This is a genomic window from Halobacillus sp. Cin3 (assembly GCF_947311855.1).
Lineage (GTDB): Bacteria > Bacillota > Bacilli > Bacillales > Halobacillaceae > Halobacillus > Halobacillus kuroshimensis.
Window position 1 is genome coordinate 363,262 of the sequence record NZ_CAMZMV010000002.1, and the last position, 18,775, is coordinate 382,036.

Here is an 18,775-nt window from a genome sequence, read left to right on the forward strand (position 1 = left end):
AAAATGTTATCTTCTGCATTCATATCCTCATTTCTTAATTAAGAACATGAGTGGATTTATCTACACAGAAAAAACGACATAATAAGATTTTAAACACACTTCTATATCTTTCCCAATCCCTTTCAAATTGGTGACTTGACAGACTGAAAACATATGAAATGAGTCTAAATGTTCATTATTCCAGAGTTTCTTCCATATTCAGATATACTTCTTGTAATCTTTTGTAATTTGTTATACGTTCTTTATAAAGAATAAGATTAAGGGAGGAGTTCGAATTGCCTCAAAAGATCCTCCTGTTCCTATGGATGGTCCTGGCATTTCCATTCGCTGTCTCTGCCCAGGAGGAACAAGGAATAAAAGAACCGCCTTTTGTAACCATCGTCTATTCGTCAGATCAGGGGGAATCCGATCAGAACATCAAGAAGCTTGATTTTCTCATCAGTCATTTTACAACCAAGCAGGAATGGATTGATGCCGGAGAATTAAAACCGGAAGATCTTGAAAAGACAACGCACCTTTTATATTTCGGCGCTGTTCAGCATTCTCTTTCCAACTCCACTCGAAGAGCGATTGATCAATTCAATGGGATTAAGACGGCTTTCGGCTACAATGCCGATCAACTGGAAGGGTTTGATTTTTATCAATATACCGGGGAAAAGCGGTTGGTAACCGAATTATCCGGTCCCTTCACAGAAGAGAAACTTCCTCTTACAGAAGCTCAGCAGGTATTGGATATCAAGGCTTCAGATGCCGGGAAAATCTGGCTGTATGGGGAATACAATGGGACGTCATTTCCCCTGCTCATTCAAGAAGCCTCCCATTATTATTACGGGGATACCGATATTTCCTATTCAGATTCCATTGCACTGAGTGAAGTGTTTCATGAAATCTTCGGCATGCCCCATTCAGAGATCCACCCTGGTTTTCTACGATTGGAAGATGTTAATCCGACCCTCGATCCAACCCTGCTTATGGATTGTGCCGACTTTTTATTCTCTCAGGATATCCCTTTTATGGTATCGGTCACACCCGTTTACAAAAACCCAGGGGAAGGGGAGATCTATTACCTTGAGGATGCTCCCCAGCTTATTGAAACTCTGCAGACCATACAGAATAAAGGAGCTGTCATCGTCCTGCATGGGTATACTGATCAGCACGGGGAAGGAGTTTCAGGAGACGGGTTTGAATTTTCACCAGAAGAAAACGAGCAGATGAATGAGGAAAATCTCCAGCAGATGCTGAACAATAAACTGCAGAAAGGCATCCATCAACTCGCTGCACACGACCTTGTCCCTTATGGGTTTGAGTCGTCCCACTACAGCCTCACGAAGGAGGGGTATAGGACGGTTTCCCGTTATTTCCCTATGTACATTGGACAGGTGCAGCTATCTGATTCCAATTGGATGGTAATGGAAGAGTCACCGGTACTGACCAAGCCTGATATGCTGAATAACATGACATTTATTCCAGAGACACTCCGATTTCAGGAAGATGGAAACACATCTTCTATAGACGATATGATGGAACGGGCGTCCCGCCTTCAATTTACTAGAGACAGTGTGATGAGTGCTTTTTACCACCCCTATATGGGAGTCGACGGCTTGAAGGAGATGATCAAGGAATTGAACACAATCCCTGGACTCGTGTGGCAGGGTCTTCCTGTGGATCCTTACAAAGAAGAGGAGTGGCTGGGGGAATACAAAAAAGAACCACAAGTGGAGAAACCCGCAGAAACACCTGCATTAAAAAAACGGGAGGTTACATTTACTATGGAATGGCTACCCATTATTACCGGAATCAGTCTTTCAAGTCTAGTCATCGGTATGTCGTATATAATTTCTATCAGAAAACGGCGGGAAGATGAGTTTTAATATACCCTTACGTTCTTTATAAAAAACAAACATTCTTTAAAGAGGTGCAAACATGAAGAAATACCTGATCGTCTTATGTGCTTTCCTGATGGTGTTCACCAGTAAAGGCCTGGTTTCTGCTGAAGCAGAAGATACAAAAACACTGGTTGTTTATTCATCCTTGAACCGTCAGATTGACGAAGACGAACGCAAACTGGACATGCTTCTGAGTCATTTCACTGAAACTATCAATTTCGTTCATGTCTCTGATTTCCAACCGGAAGATACGAAAGATACCACTCACGTTTTCTATTATGGCAGCCGGGGCGAACAGCTTCCCGATTCCTTCCTGGAATCCATCGCCCCTTATGACGGAACGCTGACTGTCATTGGTCATAATCAAAAGCAATTCAACAATCATTTCAGCTTTGAAGCGTCCCGGAAGTTATCCAACTTCAACTATATGTACCTTGATGGAGATAAGAAAGAAAAAATAAAGATCCCTCTCCAATCTTTATTTACCGTTCCAGAGACCGAAGACATGCAGATGCTCGCCTGGGGAAAAGGTGGAAAAAAGACTCATCCCTTAATAGTGGAAGAGAATGGCTCTTATTATGTGGCATCTCCGGACGTTATCTCCCCTGTTTCCACACTGTTCGGGGATATCCTTCATGAAATCTATCAAAGCTCCCACGAGGAGCAGCATCCAGGGTACATCCGCCTCGAAGATATTCATCCGCTGGTGGATCCTGAAAAATTAAAAGAAACAGGCGAGGTCCTCATTAAGAACGATATTCCTTTCATGATGGCGGTCATCCCTGTATATACAGACCCTGATACAGGCAAAAGATCACACTTCTCAGATTATCCCGAGACTCTGGAAGTCATCAAACACCTGCAGGAGAATGGTGGATCGGTTGTTCTTCATGGGTATACCCACCAGTACCGGACATCTGAAACAGGAGAAGGGTTTGAATTTTGGGATGTAGAAAACAATACGCCCGTCTATAAAGAAGGCAGTGACCCAACCCCGATGAAAAGGCCGGATGATTTTCATACAAGAGAAGCTTATCAAGACTATATGGCAGAACTGAAAGCTTTTGAAAAAGAGTATACAGAAACTAAGTTGAATAAAGGGATACAGGAACTCACCGGATTCGGTCTGTACCCCCTTGCGTTTGAGGCCCCGCACTACACGATGTCGCAGCACGGATATGAAATAGCATCTCAATTCTTTTCCACGTATGTAGGGCAGATGCAGCTATCGGACGAGAATTGGCAGGTCATGGACAGCGTTCCATACAGCACCTCCCCGTCATTCACTCATGGAATGACGGTTCTGCCGGAAACATTAGGCTATGTGGAACCTGATAACAACCATGCAGCAGAAGAGATTGTCCAGAAAGCAAAGCAGCAGTTGTTAGTAAGAGACGGCATGGTCTCCTTCTTCTATCACCCTTACCTCGGGGCTGAGCGCCTGGAAGAAGTGGTGGATGAACTGAAGGAAATGCCTGTTGATTGGATTGACTTAAAAGAAGAAGACACAACGGTCCAGTCAGATGAAGTGGTCATAACAACTGTTGACGGACAAGTGCATGTAGATAAGAATACGTTCCAATTATTCAGAGACTCAAAAACGCTGTTCAACTACTTTGTGCAGAATACTGCGGATAAAGTGACGTGGGCTATGGTCGGAGTCAGTTCTGTCAGTGTACTACTGTTTTGTTTTTACACTTTCATTTCCTACAGACGCTTAATACGAAACGAACGGAGTGATCAAGTTGGCTGACATTCTTCTCTACACGTCCCTTTTCCTCATATGGGCCATGTTGTTCTACCATATGTTCCTTATGCAGGGAGGCTACAGGCATTCCATTGAATACCGCCGTACAAAAGAGCGGTGGGAAAAGAAACCCTTCCACTATCCTTCTGTGAGTGTTCTGATTCCGGCTCACAATGAAGAAATGGTGATTGAAGAAACGATGAAGGCGATGCTGAACCTCAATTATCCAGAAGACAAAATTGAAGTCATTATTATCAATGATAATTCCAGTGATGCCACAGGGGAAATCGTTGATGCCTACGTTAAGAAATACCCGAGAATCAAGGCGGTTCATACGAAACCCCCGCACGCCGGTAAAGGTAAATCCGGTGCGTTAAACCAGGGTTTAAAGAAATCGGCCGGCGATGTAATTGTCGTGTACGATGCTGATAATACCCCGGAACCGGACGCGGTCCGATATCTGGCTCTCGGCATTGAGAACGATGCTAAAGCAGGGGCTGTCGTGGGTAAGTTCCGGGTCACGAACGGCAGCAAAAACCTGCTTACACGGCTGATCAATATCGAAACGATTACCTTTCAGTGGCTGGCGCAGGCTGGTAGGTGGTTCTGGTTTAAGATGGCCACCATCCCCGGAACAAACTTTGCGATTCGGCGGTCCATTCTGGAGAAACTTGGCGGATGGGATGAGAAGGCTCTCTCAGAAGATACCGAGTTAAGTTTCCGGGTCTACAACCTGGGTTATCATATCCGTTTCTTCCCGGCTGCCATTACGTGGGAACAGGAGCCGGAAGTATTGAAAGTATGGTGGAAGCAGCGGACACGCTGGGCGCGTGGCAATGAGTATGTCATCTTCAAATACTTGTTCTCGCTTCATAAGCTGGAGAAAAAGAAGATTGTGATTGACCTCGTCTATTTCCTGTTTACCTATCTATTATTCTTTGGAGGGGTGATGATTTCCCACTCGATTTTCATTTTGAATCTTTTCTGGGATTTGAACTTGTCTATGGGAATGGTTTCTTATGTTCTTCTCGTCCTAGGCTTCCTGCTATTTGTGACAGAGGTAACACTCAGCCTCAGCTTTGAAAGAGGGCAGCTCACATGGAAAAACTTTGCGGTCGTCCTGTTTATGTATTTCACCTACTCCCAGCTCTGGATCATTCTCGTCGTCTACGCCTCCTTCCTTGAGGCGAAACGTATTCTATTTAAACAGGAAGTGAAATGGTATAAAACACAGCGATTCCAAGGTAAGCAGACAAATGAGAACCGTTCAGCATCTTAAAGCAAGAGGAAGACAGGCAGCGGTATGGCTGGTGGTTATCCTCTTAGTCATGATTGGAGGGAGAATCATTTACGGTAATGAAGACAACCAGGATACCCTTGTCTTTTTAAAGACGTCCTTAACAAACGAGAACAACACACCTGCCACGTATATGAAACCAGAAACAGCTCTTGATTCTGACGAAGTGCAGGGAAGGGAGAGCTTATCCGAGTCAATGGGTTTTCTTCTCCTCTATGCGGTAGAAGCTGAGGATGAGATGTTGTTTGAAGAGCAGTATCAATTACTTCTGGATTATTTTATGGATGAGGAAGGATTGATCTATTGGAAGATTGATTCTTCCGGCCATCCTGAAGTACCTGTGAATGCTTTAGTGGATGATTTAAGAATCGTAAAGGCCCTCTATGCTGCAGGAGAACAGTGGAACAAACCGAAATATACAGAAGCCGCAGCACAGGCGGGACACTATGTCAGCCGGTCCTTGACGTATCAGTCCACCCTTGTCGATTATTCAGATCAGTCCAGCGGAGGAACAGCCCACTCCCTCACCCTCTCTTATATTGATGTGGAAGGGATAGAACTTCTCCAGCAGCAAGGGCATATCAATCAGGACGTCTATGATACGACCATCGATGTGCTTGAAAAGGCAGAAACGAAGAACTCCTTCTACCCTAAGACCTTCGACATATCAAAGGGTACTTTTGCCTATGATGAAGAAATCAACATGATCGACCAGATGATTACCGCCAATAACCGACTGCAGTTGGGGCTTCCTTCCAATGCCTTGATTTCTTTTATTAAGGAAGAAATGGAACAGGACGGTGTTCTCTATGGAAGATACACCCCCTCTGATTATGAGCCCGTTGTCGACTATGAATCTCCGGCTGTGTATGGTTTTTTAATCATGTACGCCATCGAATTGAAGGACAAAGAGTTAGCCATGCAGGCGTATGACCGTATGACAGCGTTCCGCTCCAATCATGTGAGTTACCGGGGCGGTTACTCCATTCATGAAGGGAACACACACATTTTTGATAATCTCGTTCCTTTACTGGCTGTTGAAAAACTCAAGCATACCGGGTGGATGTAAAACGGACAGCTTTGTAATTCTGCGAGGGTCTAACAGCAATTCATTTGTACAGATAATACTGCCCGAAGGTGGCCGACTGTCGAGAACTTTCTCGGCAGCTTTTTTCATCTACACTCTGTACAATGATGGCAAACAATCGCTCCAACCCTAAACGGCAGGAAAGGACACTAAACGTCATGGCTATGATCCTTCCTATAAACATACCAGCGATTTGGAGCACACGGGGCTCCATGAACACAGCAAGATAAATTCGCAGAAAAAGGGGTAGGCAAATAAGAATAGAACAGAAGCATCTTCTGTTCATGCCATAATCGACAGAAAACGGACGTATGGTAATAAGGAAAATGTTATGGCCCCACAAGAGGAAAGGAAGATAAGGAGAGCGTTAAAACTCCGGACTTTTAAAGAAAGAAGGGGAAAGCTTATAGAACATCACCCTGAACATCAGGGTAGACTTAAAACAGGAGCGTCGATGATGAGAAGCATCCGTGAAGATCCAATAAGGTGGAGTTATCTGAACGAGCTTTTCGTTAATGAATTACAAGCTTGATGGAATTCCGTCTGCTTAATGATAATACAGGGTCACTATTAAGAAAAAATCAACACCTCCTGTCCCTCAAACATATGGCTGTGTGACCGATCACAACTTACAATGACACGATGCATGAATTACTGCTCTGCTTTTCTGCATCGCCACGATTCTCTCCTGTCATGCGGAACGAAAATGCTTCTTCACTCCGCGAACCGTATAATTCATAAAATACCAAAATAAACGCACCCCATTGATCCCTTTTACTTTCCTATACGTATTCCACGTCTTTTTTGCAGACTTCCATTTGTTACTGGATAATGAATCGCTGCACTTCCTGTAGAATGCCAGGGGCTCATTTAATCCATACGCCGTTGACCCTGAGGATAAAAGCATCAGCCACAAGCCGTAATCTTCTGAGCAATCTCTGTAAAGAGGCATACGGATTGACCCGAACCTGCGGCGGTCCAGCATCACCGTCAGCGTACCAATGGAAGTGTTTTTCAAAAGATCTTTGTAGGTGACTTCCATCGGTGCCTTGAAAATAAGGTTTGTCTCTTCCCCGTTTTCCTTCATCATTTTATAGGCGGTAAAGGTAAAAGCGGCATGCTTGGCTTTCATAAAAGAGAGCTGTTTTTCCAGCTTCTCGGGCATCCATAAATCATCGCTGTCTAAAAAGGCGAGGTATCTTCCCCGGGCTGATTCAATCGCCCGATTCCTGGCGTAGGCAGGGCCTTTGTTTTCATGCAGGCAGATCAACCGGATTCGATCGTCTTTTTCCTGCTCTCTTTTCACTATGGATACAGTCTCATCTTTGGAGCAGTCATCGACGATGATCATTTCCCAATTGGTACAGGTTTGGTGCTGAACCGTTCGAATGGTTTCCATAATATGCCCTGCCGCATGGTAGGCAGGCGTAATGATACTAACCCTATCATTGCTCATCATATCTTAACCTCCTATTAATGGATCGCTTGCTTTTTTTCGATGCGCTTCATTTTCGCGTCTGTGACTTCCACCCCACGGGCTTGATCACGCTGGAAAACGACTTTGATTGTCAGGAGTAACACCTTGATGTCCAGCAAAATACTGTATTTCCTCACGTAGGTCAGGTCAAAGCGAAGCTTATTAAGAGGAGAAGTGGTGTATTTCCCATACACTTGGGCCAGCCCGGTTATTCCCGGTTTGACTTTAAAACGGTAACGGTAATCTTCATTTTCTTTCTTGAACTGTCTGACAAAATAATCACGCTCCGGTCTTGGGCCAATGAGACTCATATCTCCTTTGAGTACATTGAAAAGCTGAGGCAGTTCATCCAGCCGGGTCGCCCGTAAGAATGCTCCTAGTGGTGTAATCCGTGGATCCTTATCCTGGGCAAGCACCGGGCCGCTGTGTTTCTCAGCATCCACCACCATACTTCTGAACTTATAAATAGAAAACGGTCTTTCATTCATTCCGAGCCTTTCCTGCTTATAAAAAGCAGGTCCTTTGGAAGTGATCGGGATGAGAAACGTCAACACAGCAATGACAGGGCTTGTCATCAGAAGTAAGGAGACAGATAATAAAAGATCCATTCCCCTTTTTAAGATCTTCTGGAGCGTTGTCATATGAAAGGGTTTAATCGTAAAAACCATTAAATCACCGGCATACCCTGTCTTGGCCTGATGAACGCCGAGGTCATAAAGCTCAGGAATAATAAAAATATTTTTGTCATACTTCAAAGCAAGATTCGTCAACTCCACTTTCTTATTAGAGGAAATCGTATGATCAATCACCACTCGGTCAAAGGCGTCCTTCTGACGGTTAAAAAAAGGTTCATCGGCATCTTTGACAAAAGAGAACAATTCATCTCTCGTATTTTCATGAAAGAATTGTCCAGCCGAAAAGGGGTCCTCACCAATAAAGAGGACGCGGGTGTGCTTTCGCTGTTTTCCGGCCGATCCAAAAACAGGAAAAAGCAGAAGAAGCACACCTGTCTGGAGCACGAGTGTAAGCAGCACGAGTTGAACGTTCGACAGATAAGGAGCTTCCGTTAATACGTTTATATTCAACAGAAAGAGAACGACACCACCTGTGATCAATCCAATTGGCTTCAAGGGAAGGGTCCTTAAGGTATGAAACACCGGAAAAACCGCTGACTTGATATACAACACCAGTCCGAAAACGAGAAGGGCAGCATTAAAACAAACCGCTGTAACTAACCATCCATATTGAGTCATGATATCCATGCTTTACCCACCTTCATCTTAGAGAATTTTCATTCTTTATTAAGAACAACAGACGAAAATTTTTTTGTTCCTTCCGTAATAAACAAATATTCCCGGAGTGTTTTTTCAACCATTTGGTCAAGGGAGAAACGCTCCTCCACTCTTTCCCTGGAACTCTTCACGATATGACTATAAAGCGCGGTGCTTGAAAATAACGATGTGATTTTATCCTTGAACAAATCTGCGGAGTGCTGAGGGATCAGGTAACCTGTCACACCATCGGTCACCGCTTCCTTGATTCCACCGCAGTCAATCGATACGACCGGGGTGCCGACAGCCATCGATTCAATCACGACCATAGGAAAAACTTCTCTCTTCGATGTCACGAGCATAACATCCATTTCTTTAATAAAGGTTTGAGGATGCTCGATTTCTCCACACATGACCACCTGATCCTCTAAACGTTTTCGGGTAATCAGCTGCTGCAGATGGTCCTTCTCGGGCCCGTCGCCTCCGATGAAAAAACGGAACTGCCTTTCATTCTTCATTTTTTCTGCTACTTCAATGAACAGTTCGTGATTTTTTTCTTCTGATAGACGTGCAAGAATGCCTACATGGATAGGAGATGTTTGTCCGACTTTTTTAAAAGGGAACTGTTGAAGATCAACTCCGTTATGGATCGTCTGAATCCGTTGTGGGTTGACCCCGAGCAGGACCAGCGAATCCCTTTCAAACTGACTCACTGTAATGATCCGTTTCACGTAAGTGTTTAAGAGTTTAGAAAAGAGAAGGGGCATCTTTTTTTCAAGAATGGTGACATTGTGCTTTGTGTAGATTAATTGAATATCCCACTCACAGAAGTGCTTCAATAAAATTCCGTATCCCAGCATGCGCAGGCTGTTCGCATGGATGACCTTGATCGAGTGCTTCTTAATGAAACGATAAAGTGTCATGAAATTCCGCCCATGAGAGTGCCTTGTCAGCTCCACATACTTGTCTTGATGTAAGAGCCGGCTTTGAAGCTCTCCCGTCGCTGCACCGTAATAGAAGGTAAGATTCCTGTGAGCCAAATGGTTTTCCAACTTACAAAAGTATGTTTCTGCTCCACCGACGATCAACTTGTCCGTCAGCAATAATACATTCATTTCCATCCCTCCGTTAGGAAGCTCTTCTATCTACAGGGATCTCGACTCCCTTATGCACAGCTGAATTCTCCCTTTTGTGTAGGTAAGTGGAAACCAAAGCCAGATATAAGAAGAACATGTCATTAATAATCACAGATAAAAAGGCCATTTGAAGCAGCAGTCCTATAAATGTCAGGAATAAATAAGGGCATTCTTTGTACACCTTTTTTTGAACGAGCTGATAAAGTAGTAAAAGGATAAAAAGGAGATACAGGAAGATTCCCACAACCCCTGACTCTGATAATATATCCAAAAATGTATTATGGACAGATAAGGCTTCCCCGTGCTCATACGCATTGTAATCCGGGAAATTAAAGGCACCGACTCCTGTCACGATATGATCCTCAAAATATCCCCACGCTTTTCCCCATAACTCAAAACGTCCGCTCCCACCGTCTTCACCGAAATCTTCCATTCGGGATTCTAAAATTCCGTATAAATCAAATTTGAAGTAAATCACGAGCACATACGAGATGAATGCCATGGACACTCCCGCTCCAAGGACCATTTTCAATTGCTTCAGCGGGTGATGGATCATCCCGTAAATCAGGAACAGAACAATCATAACCAATAAGCCGCCACGCGAAAAAGTGAGGAGATTAGCAGTAATGCACAACATCAACCCCGTTTTATTGAGCAGGCCTTTGGGGTTACACAAATAAAAAGCAAAAAAGAGCGTATTATAAAAGACAAAAAAATTGGGATCCTGCAGCAATCCGATTAATCGCGGATAATCCCGATCAATCATTAAGCCGTAGGCGGTGATCCTCTCCCCTTCTCTGTCAAAATTAAACTCTGCTTTCTGCATGCCGGCCGCATAATAGAGAAGACTGCACAGGTTGAAAATGACGCCCGTCCAAGCCAGCCCTTTATGAACCGCCCCTGTTTCTGCCCGGCCCAGAATAGATTTCATAATGAAATAGCATACGAGATAGATAAATATGCCGACAGAGATCCTTACGCTGGACATTGGATATAAAGCAAATACTCCTGAAAAGGCATAGCACAGGTAAAAACATAAGAGAGCACTCTCAAAGAGCTGCACGGGGTACAAGCGGAAGAACTTCAAGGAAAAAACCAAATATAAAAAGCAGAAAAGCATGTAAGGTTTTAAGGCAAAACCTATATAAATGTAAAAGTTTGCAAAAGTAACAAAGAGAATGAGGAAGAAAACGGTTTTCACATGTCCCCTGGAATGTTCCGTCATACTATGATCCATGGTTCACTTCCTCTTTCACATTTCTTTTGATATATCCACGCCATACCTTTCCACCCATCAGAATCAGCTTGGAGCGAAGATCTCTATCCATAACAGGAAGAACGAAGACCATAAGTAAATGAATCGCTGCGCTAAGGACCGACGGTAGTGCCATCAGCTCCAAAACGACAAGCGTGACACTGAAGTAAGAAAGATACGGAAATATAGACTTTTTCAATATAACAACGCGTACCGGTGAAAAAATCCAAAATCCCGTTAACGCAGCCACTTCGATACTGACGCCGGCCCATGCTGCTCCTGTCACACCAAAGGATAAGCTTAACGAGGTATATAAACCTGCCCCGATCATGACGGCAATCAGTTGTACTATAGTCCGTGATGTCTGTTTTTCCATCGTCGTTAATCCATCGGCGACCGCTATATTCACCGCCTGCACTGTGAGCATCAACGACATAATCTTCAACGGAAGAGCAGCTCCGTCCCATTCCGGACCAAAAAGCAGTTCTATAATAAAAGGAGATAAATAGAAAAAGGGAATCGTCATCATCATTCCAGCAAGACTCATAATCTTAATCTGAGTGACATGCAGGTTCAGATGTTCCTGGACGTTATTCCTTTGGTACGCTTTAAATAACACCGGATAGTAGGCTCCCGCTACAATGAATGGTACCTGCTGCAGCGCTTGTGGGATCCGGTAGGCGACTGCAAACAAACCGACCGCAGCGAGTGGGATCGTCTTCTCCAAAAGGATCGGCCCCAGATGAGGAAGCATGACGAACAACAACCCCCCCAAAGTAAAGGCCCCTAAGTTTTTCATCAACCCTTTATGAAAGGGCAGTGTCAAACGAATGGTTACATGCTTTAAGACGAGAATCACACTTAACAGTCCAGCCGTTAAATAAGATGCGCCATACAGTCCCGTCATCCAAAGAGGCGGTAGTTCCAAAAGGATTCCCAGAGTCATGGAGGTCACCAGACAAAAAGCAGAGGTCATCCGGATCACACCACTCATGTGCATTTTTTCCCTCATTTGAAAGAAAGTCGTTCCGATGCTCTGCATGGCTAAACCGCTCACCATAGGAAGGATCAGAACAACCGCGGTAACCAGCAGCTCCGTATGGTCCCTGTTCATGAGGTAGATCAACGTAAGACCAAGGGTAAAAGTGAGAAATAACAGGAGGATCCTCAGCTTGATAAAAGAGGTCACCAGAATATTCTGATCCACTTTTTCCTTTGCTCCTTCTCGCAGAACAACACCACTTAAACCCGCATCTGTAAAATACCCCATGATCATAGCGAAAGCCAGCGTCACACTGAATAATCCATAATGATAAGATTGGAGATAGGAGGCAAGGACAATAAGGGCTCCGGCATTCAACAGACTCGACAGTATCGTACTGTAAAAGAGGTGCGCAATGTTGGTCATAATGGAATTTCTCTTCGTATTCACTGCCCATCCCCCTCCGTTTTATCTGCCTGTTTGCAAAATAACACCAAGCACCTTATTCCCGGCTTTTTCAACCTCCTTCCTCGTCGACAGGAGGTCTGCCACTTTCGTTTTACCAGTCTTTGCCGTAACGATGACACCATCACATTCGTGAACGACCAGCTGAGCATCCGCTGAAGATGTGTACGAAGGAGCAAGATAAAGAACTAAATCAAAATTCCCCCGGCATTCAGCTGCTGTTTTTTTTACCTGCTCCATCAGCAGGGCGTCCTGTGAACCGCGCCTGTTCTGCCCCGCGGTCAGTGTGTAAAGGCCGGGATGAATAGTATCCTGAATCAATCCTGCCGCTTTTTTATTATCAAAGACGGTTTCAGCCCACCCTGACATGTTGGTTTGTCCAAACCATTGATGAACACTTGGCTTGCTTGTATCCATATCGACAAGGAGAACCCTTTTCCCCTGTTCTGCCATAGCCATGGACAGCTTGACGGCCAGCAGTGATTTTTTCACATAATCATCCGCAGAAGTCATCATGATGTTGACTGTATCTTTCCCCATCAAATGCTGGACACGGAGCTGGATCATCCGAATCTGCTCCGTGCTGACAAACCGCTCATTCAACACAGCCCTGGATCGTTTTCCAGCGGTTTTTTTTTCTGTTTTAAACACTCATTTCACCTCTTTTCTCTTCGTCCACAACTCTCAGCGTCTTCTGTTCTCTATGCTTCTTTTGAAGCTTTCTCCCTGACAGCTTTTTCTTTAAATCCACCTCGCCAAGACTTCTTACTCCTATTTCCTTCTCGAGCTGGGAAGCTGATTGAACCGAACCATCCAGGTGGTCTTTGACAACCGCCCCTCCAATCCCCGCTAACAAACCGACGACTAGTCCGATGGCTAAATTGACAAGCTGGCTGCCGACCTGTTCCCCGCCATTTTCCCCGGAAGAATCATTAAGGACGAGGATGTCTTTCACTTCAAACAAGTCATTCATTTTCTGCACAGTGGTCAAAGCTGTAAAGTTGGCGATTTGACTAACCTCATCCGGATCTTCTCCCCTTACTAAAATACTGACCACCTGTGAGTCCTGGGAATTCTTCACCACAATCTGTTCCTTCAACTCATCATAAGGAATATTGAATTCACGACTGACCGCATTCAGGACATTCGGACTTTGAACGATGTCGATCGTTGAAGCAAGAAGCATATTTAAATCCTTGGATTCTCCATACTCGGAATCCTCTTTGTTCAATTTACCTACAACAAGGTTTTCCACAGATTCGTACGTCGGCTTCATAACAAAAAACGTGACTGCACAAGCTAAAAGAAACAAGCAGCTGCTCACCAGCATAATGGTTACCATCCGGCGCTTAAGGACGGCGAGGAAACTCTTGATATCCATGTTTTCTTCCATAATGACCTCCACCAGAAAAAGATGTGTCGTTACATTTGCTACCTTTAACCTCCGATTCCCCCTTTCACCGCTGGGTGAAGAGGCAGAATCATTCCCTCTCTGCGAGCATTTAATAACAAATAATTTGTTCTTTATTAAGAATACTTGACCTGATTATAATCCATTCTTTATAATTTATAAATCGCCAAATTCTTTGAAAAATTCACACTATAAAGGATATACCTCCTCTTTCCTGTTTATATCTTCCATTATCTTCAGTTTTGTTCTTTAATAAGAACAAAAACCACTTGGCCTTCTCAACAAGAGATGACCAAGTGGTTCTGTTCCTTTTTCCACCTTATTCATAAGTGTTATTCACGCCGTTGTCACGAATATAGGAGGCATTCAAATTCGTCATGATTGTATTTCCATTCGATTGATCCTTCAGCTCTATCGGCTGGTTGTTGGATAGCAATTGAATATCCCAGATCATGCCTTGAAAATAATTGTTCGTTCCCGACACGATCATGATCGACTCCGTTTTGTCTGTCGGCTGAATCTGCATATTGGTGAACTGGTTGCCGGATACTTCATTAGGGACGGTGACGGCCCCTTCCATAACGATACATTCCACACAATCTTCCAGGGTCACATTTGTAAACCTGTTCCCATTAACAAAGTTAGGGTCTTCATCAGAAGGCACCGCTTTTAAATGAATGCCTCTGTTGAATCCCACAATGGTAAGCGAAGCAAAATCAACAAAGCTGACATATTCATTTGTTTGATCTGCCGTGACATTGATCCCCGTACCTGAATTCTCACCGCTCGTATTAATAAGAGTAAGTCCATGGATCTGCGTGGTCTCCCATGACCAAAACTGCTCTTTTCCATCCAGCGTAATGACGCTGGACTTGAAGGAAGCGTCCGGGATTTCTATGACCCCATTGATTATCGAAGCATTTTTCTCCAAAGTGAAAACTGTAAAATCACCAACAACTTCCACTACGGTCTTTCGTCCGAACTCTATCTCGACTCCCTGCTTAATAACCACCTCACTTTCCATCCTGTAACGCTCTCCACCTGTGACCTTTACGGTACCGATGTTATGCTCAGCACTGTAATCCACAGCTTCTTGAATAGACGCACCATCATCTTTTTCATCCCCAGGGACAGCTCCGAAATCTTTCGCATGGACGAAACCCTGCTTTTCATAATCCGCAGAACCGGGGAATAGGTACATCATTGCTGAGTACACGGCAATCGTCGTTATAAATGAAAGGCAGACAACCATGAAAACCGTTTTTTTATTCAAATGACTCCTCCTCCAGGCAGAACTGTTATCCATTATTCGATAATTCTCGTTTCAGGAATAAAATCCCTTCTAAATAAACGCAACCTTTTTATAAAGGAGGGGTCTTTCGTTTATAATGAAACAAGCCTGACTAAGTTTTGAAAGGACTCTCTTATATGAAACCAAAATGGAAACAACTCATCACCCTCATCCGCACCACCCAGCCCCCCAGGCTGTTATTCAGTATCGGAATAGGGCTCAGTCTGCTGACCACTATGGCAAGCCTCGCCATTCCCCTGCTCGCCAGCCGGCTGATCGATAACTTTGATGTAAGTCAGCTGAGTACAGCTGTCATCATCGGCATCATTGCTGCTTTCTTCATCCAGGCTCTGGCCGGCGGCGTCTCTGTTTATGTACTGGCAAAAGTGGGCCAGCACATCATTGCTTCGCTTCGGGAGCGATTGTGGAAAAAACTGCTTGTGCTTCCCGTCAGTTATTATGATGAACATGAAACCGGGGATGCGGTCAGCCGGATGACCAACGATACGGGTGTCATAAAAAATCTGATTACTGAGCATTTCACCGGCTTTATTACAGGCGTGATTTCCGTCGTTGGCGCTATCATTATTTTGTTTTACCTGGACTGGCCTCTGACCCTTGTTATGTTTTCCATTATTCCGTTATCCCTGCTGTTTCTGATCCCTGTCGGACGGAAAATGGCCGAGATTTCACGGAACCTGCAGGCAGAGACCGCCGGATTTTCCGCTCACCTCACTCGGGTGATTTCTGAAATCAGACTCGTGAAAGCATCCAACGCAGAAACGATGGAGTGGGACAACGGCCGGAGAGATATACGGAAGCTTTACCGTCTCGGCGTTCGTGAGGGTGTTATTCAGGCTCTGATGTCCCCTCTTGTGTCCTCCTTAATTATTGTCGTGCTTGTTTTGATTATCGGATTTGGCGGCATAAGAGTGAGTTCAGGAGCAATGACAGCTGGTGAACTGGCTGCCTTTTTCATCTACCTGTTTCAGATTATTATGCCGATCACCCAGATGGTCGTGTTTGTGACCCAGTTCCAGAAAACGATCGGGGCGACAGAGAAAGTGCTGACCATTCTTGAGCTGGATGAGGAAGAGCTGGAAAAAGGAACAGGAAACGTACCTGACCACCAGAACCTGGCTGTCCGGCATGTATCGTTTCACTACCAGCCGGATGAACCGATTTTAAAAGAGGTTTCCTTTACTGCTGAAAAAGGACAGGTCACCGCTGTCGTCGGTCCCAGCGGAAGTGGGAAAACGACCATGTTTTCATTGATTGAGCAATTTTACAAGCCAGCGTCCGGGCAAATCCTGTACGGAAGCGAACCGATCAGCCATTATGCACTAAAATCGTGGAGAAAAAAACTCGGCTATGTATCCCAGGACAGTCCGATTTATGCAGGGACCATTATGGAGAACCTCACCTATGGATTAGAGGACGAAGTGACACGGGAGAAAGTGATCCAGGCCGCTGAAATGGCTTATGCCCATCCTTTTATCAACGAACTCGCCAATGGATATGAAACAGAAGTCGGAGAGCGGGGAATTAAACTATCAGGAGGACAGCGGCAGCGGATCGCTATTGCACGCGCCCTGCTGAGAGATCCGGAGATTCTGATGCTTGATGAAGCCACCTCCAGCCTGGATAGTCAGTCAGAAGTTGTGGTTCAGCACGCGTTGAAGAATTTGATGAAGGGCCGGACAACGCTTGTGATTGCACACCGGTTATCGACCATTGTCGATGCCGATCGGATTGTTTTTCTGGAAAAAGGAGAGGTTACAGGTATAGGCAGTCATGATGAGCTCTTCGCCACTCATACACTCTACAAGGATTTTGCCCGCCAGCAGCTGCGCATCGAAGGATAAACTTTTTCAGCGTGTATGCGGCATGTGACCACCCTGAAAAATCGCACAGACTTACTTCAGCACAGATCCTATTTTCACGATAAAAAAGCGCCCCTGATAGGGACGCTTTTTTTATGATTGGTATCCTTGAATCTGTGAACGGACTTTATCCACTTCATCATCTGAAACCAGCAGATAATAGATGCCGTCTATTCTTGTACCACTTCCGGTCATCTGATAGGTTGTCATGTTTTTGCGGGCGCTGCCGTAATTCAACATCAGATCCTTCATAACTGTAAAGTCCATATTGGTCGTGACATTCCCACCAAGCACATCAAGCATGTCCCCGATTTTATTCACAGATCCGAAGCTTGCTCCTTTTTCAATCACACCTTGGATGACTTCGCGCTGACGTTCGTTACGTCCAGCATCCCCTTGAGGATCCTCATATCTCATGCGGACATATCCGAGGGTTTCCTCCCCGTCCAGGTTCAGCTCTCCCTTTTTATAATGGTAACCGTTGCTCCCCTGCCAGTCGAGGGAGTTCTGGACAGTAATGCCGCCTACAGCATCGACCATTTCAGCAAGGCCTTCCATATTCATCCGAACATAATAATCCAGATCGATATCAAGGAAATTCTCTACCGTCTGGATGGCCATATCTGTCCCGCCAAAAGCGTAGGCGTGGTTGATTTTATCCTGCTCTCCATTATGACTGGAGTCCCCGACCATCTCTGTCCGTGTATCTCTTGGAATACTGACAATCTGGCTTCGGTTATGATCCGGATCAAGAGAAAGGACCATTAAAGCGTCGGACCGACCGGAATCATTAGAGCGTTCATCTACTCCGAGCAGAAGGATATTCAACGGCTCTTTATCCCGGACTTTCTTTTCCGTCAACTCATGATCAATCGATGCGACCTCTTCATTCATTTTTTTATCGACCGTCGCTTTGGCACCATTATAGACCGTAAATAGATAAATCCCTCCGGCTGCGATAAGGATACTGACAAACAGCAGGGGGATCTTCCACCAGCGGCCTCTCTTTTTCTTTTTTTCTTGTACGCGGCTCATTCTAGTTCCTCCAATTTTTTCAAGCAATCTATCAACCATTATATAAAAAATCTACCAATTATGACAATTGATTTTTGTATAAAACTTCCGCTTTCCACCGAAACTGACAGCGATAGGAGTTGATCTTATGGTGAAAAAAATGACGGTGATTCTTCTTCCCCTTCTATATATGGCTGTCATATGGCTGCAGTCCAGCTACCCGATTACAGTAGTGAAAGAGTGGATCCTGATATGGCTGTAACCTTAGGGGCATGTCTTGAAGCCATGCATTTGATAGAGTTCGCCCTGTTATATGGGTTGATCATCACAGCTTTGTGCGTTCATGGGAAATTGACCCAAGGGACAAGTGTCGCTGCCGGTATATTCAGCATGATGTACGGGGTCGTAGACGAGTGTCACCAATGGTTCACCCCCGGCCGGTCGTTTTCCGTGATCGACATCGCTAAAGACTGGACCGGTGTCCTTTTCATGATGGCCGTGGTCCACTGGAAGTTGCGGAAGTCCACGTTCCATAAAAAAAGACCGCGCAGGGAAGCGCGGTCCTCCTAGCAT

General features: G+C 44.8%; 15 protein-coding genes. 6 read left to right on the plus strand and 9 right to left on the minus strand.

What is annotated here, in order from left to right:
* The first annotated feature begins 275 nt into the window (after positions 1 to 275).
* From QMA39_RS09940 to QMA39_RS09955, 4 genes are read left to right on the plus strand one after another with little or no spacing between them, the layout of a single operon-like run.
* Entirely contained in the window at positions 276 to 1,871 is a 1,596-nt protein-coding gene (locus QMA39_RS09940) for a DUF2334 domain-containing protein (RefSeq protein WP_281658594.1), read from the plus strand.
* Between the two features lie 52 nt (positions 1,872 to 1,923).
* Complete coding sequence (locus QMA39_RS09945) at positions 1,924 to 3,639, plus strand: polysaccharide deacetylase family protein (RefSeq protein WP_281658595.1); 1,716 nt, start codon at positions 1,924 to 1,926, stop codon at positions 3,637 to 3,639.
* The gene (locus QMA39_RS09950; protein ID WP_281658596.1) at positions 3,632 to 4,912 is read left to right on the plus strand and encodes a glycosyltransferase; all 1,281 of its coding nucleotides are present in this window, start codon (positions 3,632 to 3,634) and stop codon (positions 4,910 to 4,912) included. Before QMA39_RS09945 ends, QMA39_RS09950 begins: the two co-directional genes overlap by 8 nt.
* Positions 4,890 to 5,999, plus strand: coding sequence for a glycosyl hydrolase family 8 (locus QMA39_RS09955; RefSeq protein ID WP_281658597.1), 1,110 nt, complete (start codon positions 4,890 to 4,892; stop codon positions 5,997 to 5,999). The genes QMA39_RS09950 and QMA39_RS09955 overlap by 23 nt, the downstream gene beginning before the upstream one ends.
* 709 nt (positions 6,000 to 6,708) lie before the next feature.
* Here the strand turns inward: QMA39_RS09955 and QMA39_RS09960 are convergent.
* The 8 genes from QMA39_RS09960 to QMA39_RS09995 all read right to left on the minus strand — a co-directional run bounded on the left by QMA39_RS09960 (position 6,709) and on the right by QMA39_RS09995 (position 15,287).
* The gene (locus QMA39_RS09960) at positions 6,709 to 7,476 is read right to left on the minus strand and encodes a glycosyltransferase family A protein (protein ID WP_348646604.1); all 768 of its coding nucleotides are present in this window, start codon (positions 7,474 to 7,476) and stop codon (positions 6,709 to 6,711) included.
* Between the two features lie 14 nt (positions 7,477 to 7,490).
* Positions 7,491 to 8,756, minus strand: a complete 1,266-nt coding sequence (locus tag QMA39_RS09965; protein ID WP_281658598.1) for a sugar transferase — start codon at positions 8,754 to 8,756, stop codon at positions 7,491 to 7,493.
* A 29-nt stretch (positions 8,757 to 8,785) separates the two neighbouring features.
* Positions 8,786 to 9,880: a glycosyltransferase family 4 protein gene (locus tag QMA39_RS09970; RefSeq protein WP_281658599.1), complete on the minus strand. Its 1,095-nt coding sequence runs from the start codon at positions 9,878 to 9,880 to the stop codon at positions 8,786 to 8,788.
* A gap of 13 nt (positions 9,881 to 9,893) precedes the next feature.
* Positions 9,894 to 10,832 (minus strand): O-antigen ligase family protein, encoded by a 939-nt coding sequence (locus tag QMA39_RS09975; protein ID WP_281658600.1) that lies wholly within the window; start codon positions 10,830 to 10,832, stop codon positions 9,894 to 9,896.
* A gap of 295 nt (positions 10,833 to 11,127) precedes the next feature.
* On the minus strand, positions 11,128 to 12,588 hold the full coding sequence (locus QMA39_RS09980) for an oligosaccharide flippase family protein (protein WP_281658601.1): 1,461 nt from the start codon (positions 12,586 to 12,588) through the stop codon (positions 11,128 to 11,130).
* Between the two features lie 18 nt (positions 12,589 to 12,606).
* On the minus strand, positions 12,607 to 13,254 hold the full coding sequence (locus tag QMA39_RS09985) for a CpsD/CapB family tyrosine-protein kinase (protein WP_281658602.1): 648 nt from the start codon (positions 13,252 to 13,254) through the stop codon (positions 12,607 to 12,609).
* Positions 13,247 to 13,996 (minus strand): Wzz/FepE/Etk N-terminal domain-containing protein, encoded by a 750-nt coding sequence (locus QMA39_RS09990; RefSeq protein ID WP_281658603.1) that lies wholly within the window; start codon positions 13,994 to 13,996, stop codon positions 13,247 to 13,249. The genes QMA39_RS09985 and QMA39_RS09990 overlap by 8 nt, the downstream gene beginning before the upstream one ends.
* Positions 13,997 to 14,333: 337 nt before the next feature.
* Positions 14,334 to 15,287 carry a hypothetical protein gene (locus QMA39_RS09995; protein WP_281658604.1) on the minus strand — a complete coding sequence of 318 codons (954 nt, stop codon included), beginning with the start codon at positions 15,285 to 15,287 and terminating at the stop codon, positions 14,334 to 14,336.
* 155 nt (positions 15,288 to 15,442) lie between these two features.
* Here QMA39_RS09995 and QMA39_RS10000 point away from each other — a divergent pair, with 155 nt between their 5' ends.
* Positions 15,443 to 17,170 carry an ABC transporter ATP-binding protein gene (locus tag QMA39_RS10000; RefSeq protein ID WP_281658605.1) on the plus strand — a complete coding sequence of 576 codons (1,728 nt, stop codon included), beginning with the start codon at positions 15,443 to 15,445 and terminating at the stop codon, positions 17,168 to 17,170.
* A 111-nt stretch (positions 17,171 to 17,281) separates the two neighbouring features.
* On the opposite strand, the gene QMA39_RS10005 is transcribed toward QMA39_RS10000, so the two are convergent.
* Positions 17,282 to 18,223 carry an LCP family protein gene (locus QMA39_RS10005; protein WP_281658606.1) on the minus strand — a complete coding sequence of 314 codons (942 nt, stop codon included), beginning with the start codon at positions 18,221 to 18,223 and terminating at the stop codon, positions 17,282 to 17,284.
* A 231-nt stretch (positions 18,224 to 18,454) separates the two neighbouring features.
* On the opposite strand from QMA39_RS10005, the gene QMA39_RS10010 reads away from it, so the two are divergent.
* A complete protein-coding gene (locus QMA39_RS10010) occupies positions 18,455 to 18,772 on the plus strand; it encodes a VanZ family protein (RefSeq protein WP_051254654.1) in 318 nt (105 codons plus the stop codon).
* Positions 18,773 to 18,775 lie beyond the last annotated feature (3 nt).

Excerpts from the sequence above, each read along its gene's own strand:
- QMA39_RS09960 (WP_348646604.1), bottom strand. The coding sequence starts at position 7,476 with ATGATGAGCAATGATAGGGTTAGTATCATTACGCCTGCCTACCATGCG.
- QMA39_RS09975 (WP_281658600.1), bottom strand. The coding sequence starts at position 10,832 with ATGAAATCTATTCTGGGCCGGGCAGAAACAGGGGCGGTTCATAAAGGG.
- QMA39_RS09955 (WP_281658597.1), top strand. The coding sequence starts at position 4,890 with ATGAGAACCGTTCAGCATCTTAAAGCAAGAGGAAGACAGGCAGCGGTA.
- QMA39_RS09990 (WP_281658603.1), bottom strand. The coding sequence starts at position 13,996 with ATGGAAGAAAACATGGATATCAAGAGTTTCCTCGCCGTCCTTAAGCGC.
- QMA39_RS09965 (WP_281658598.1), bottom strand. The coding sequence starts at position 8,756 with ATGGATATCATGACTCAATATGGATGGTTAGTTACAGCGGTTTGTTTT.
- QMA39_RS10000 (WP_281658605.1), top strand. The coding sequence starts at position 15,443 with ATGAAACCAAAATGGAAACAACTCATCACCCTCATCCGCACCACCCAG.
- QMA39_RS09970 (WP_281658599.1), bottom strand. The coding sequence starts at position 9,880 with ATGAATGTATTATTGCTGACGGACAAGTTGATCGTCGGTGGAGCAGAA.
- QMA39_RS09945 (WP_281658595.1), top strand. The coding sequence starts at position 1,924 with ATGAAGAAATACCTGATCGTCTTATGTGCTTTCCTGATGGTGTTCACC.
- QMA39_RS10010 (WP_051254654.1), top strand. The coding sequence starts at position 18,455 with ATGGCTGTAACCTTAGGGGCATGTCTTGAAGCCATGCATTTGATAGAG.
- QMA39_RS10005 (WP_281658606.1), bottom strand. The coding sequence starts at position 18,223 with ATGAGCCGCGTACAAGAAAAAAAGAAAAAGAGAGGCCGCTGGTGGAAG.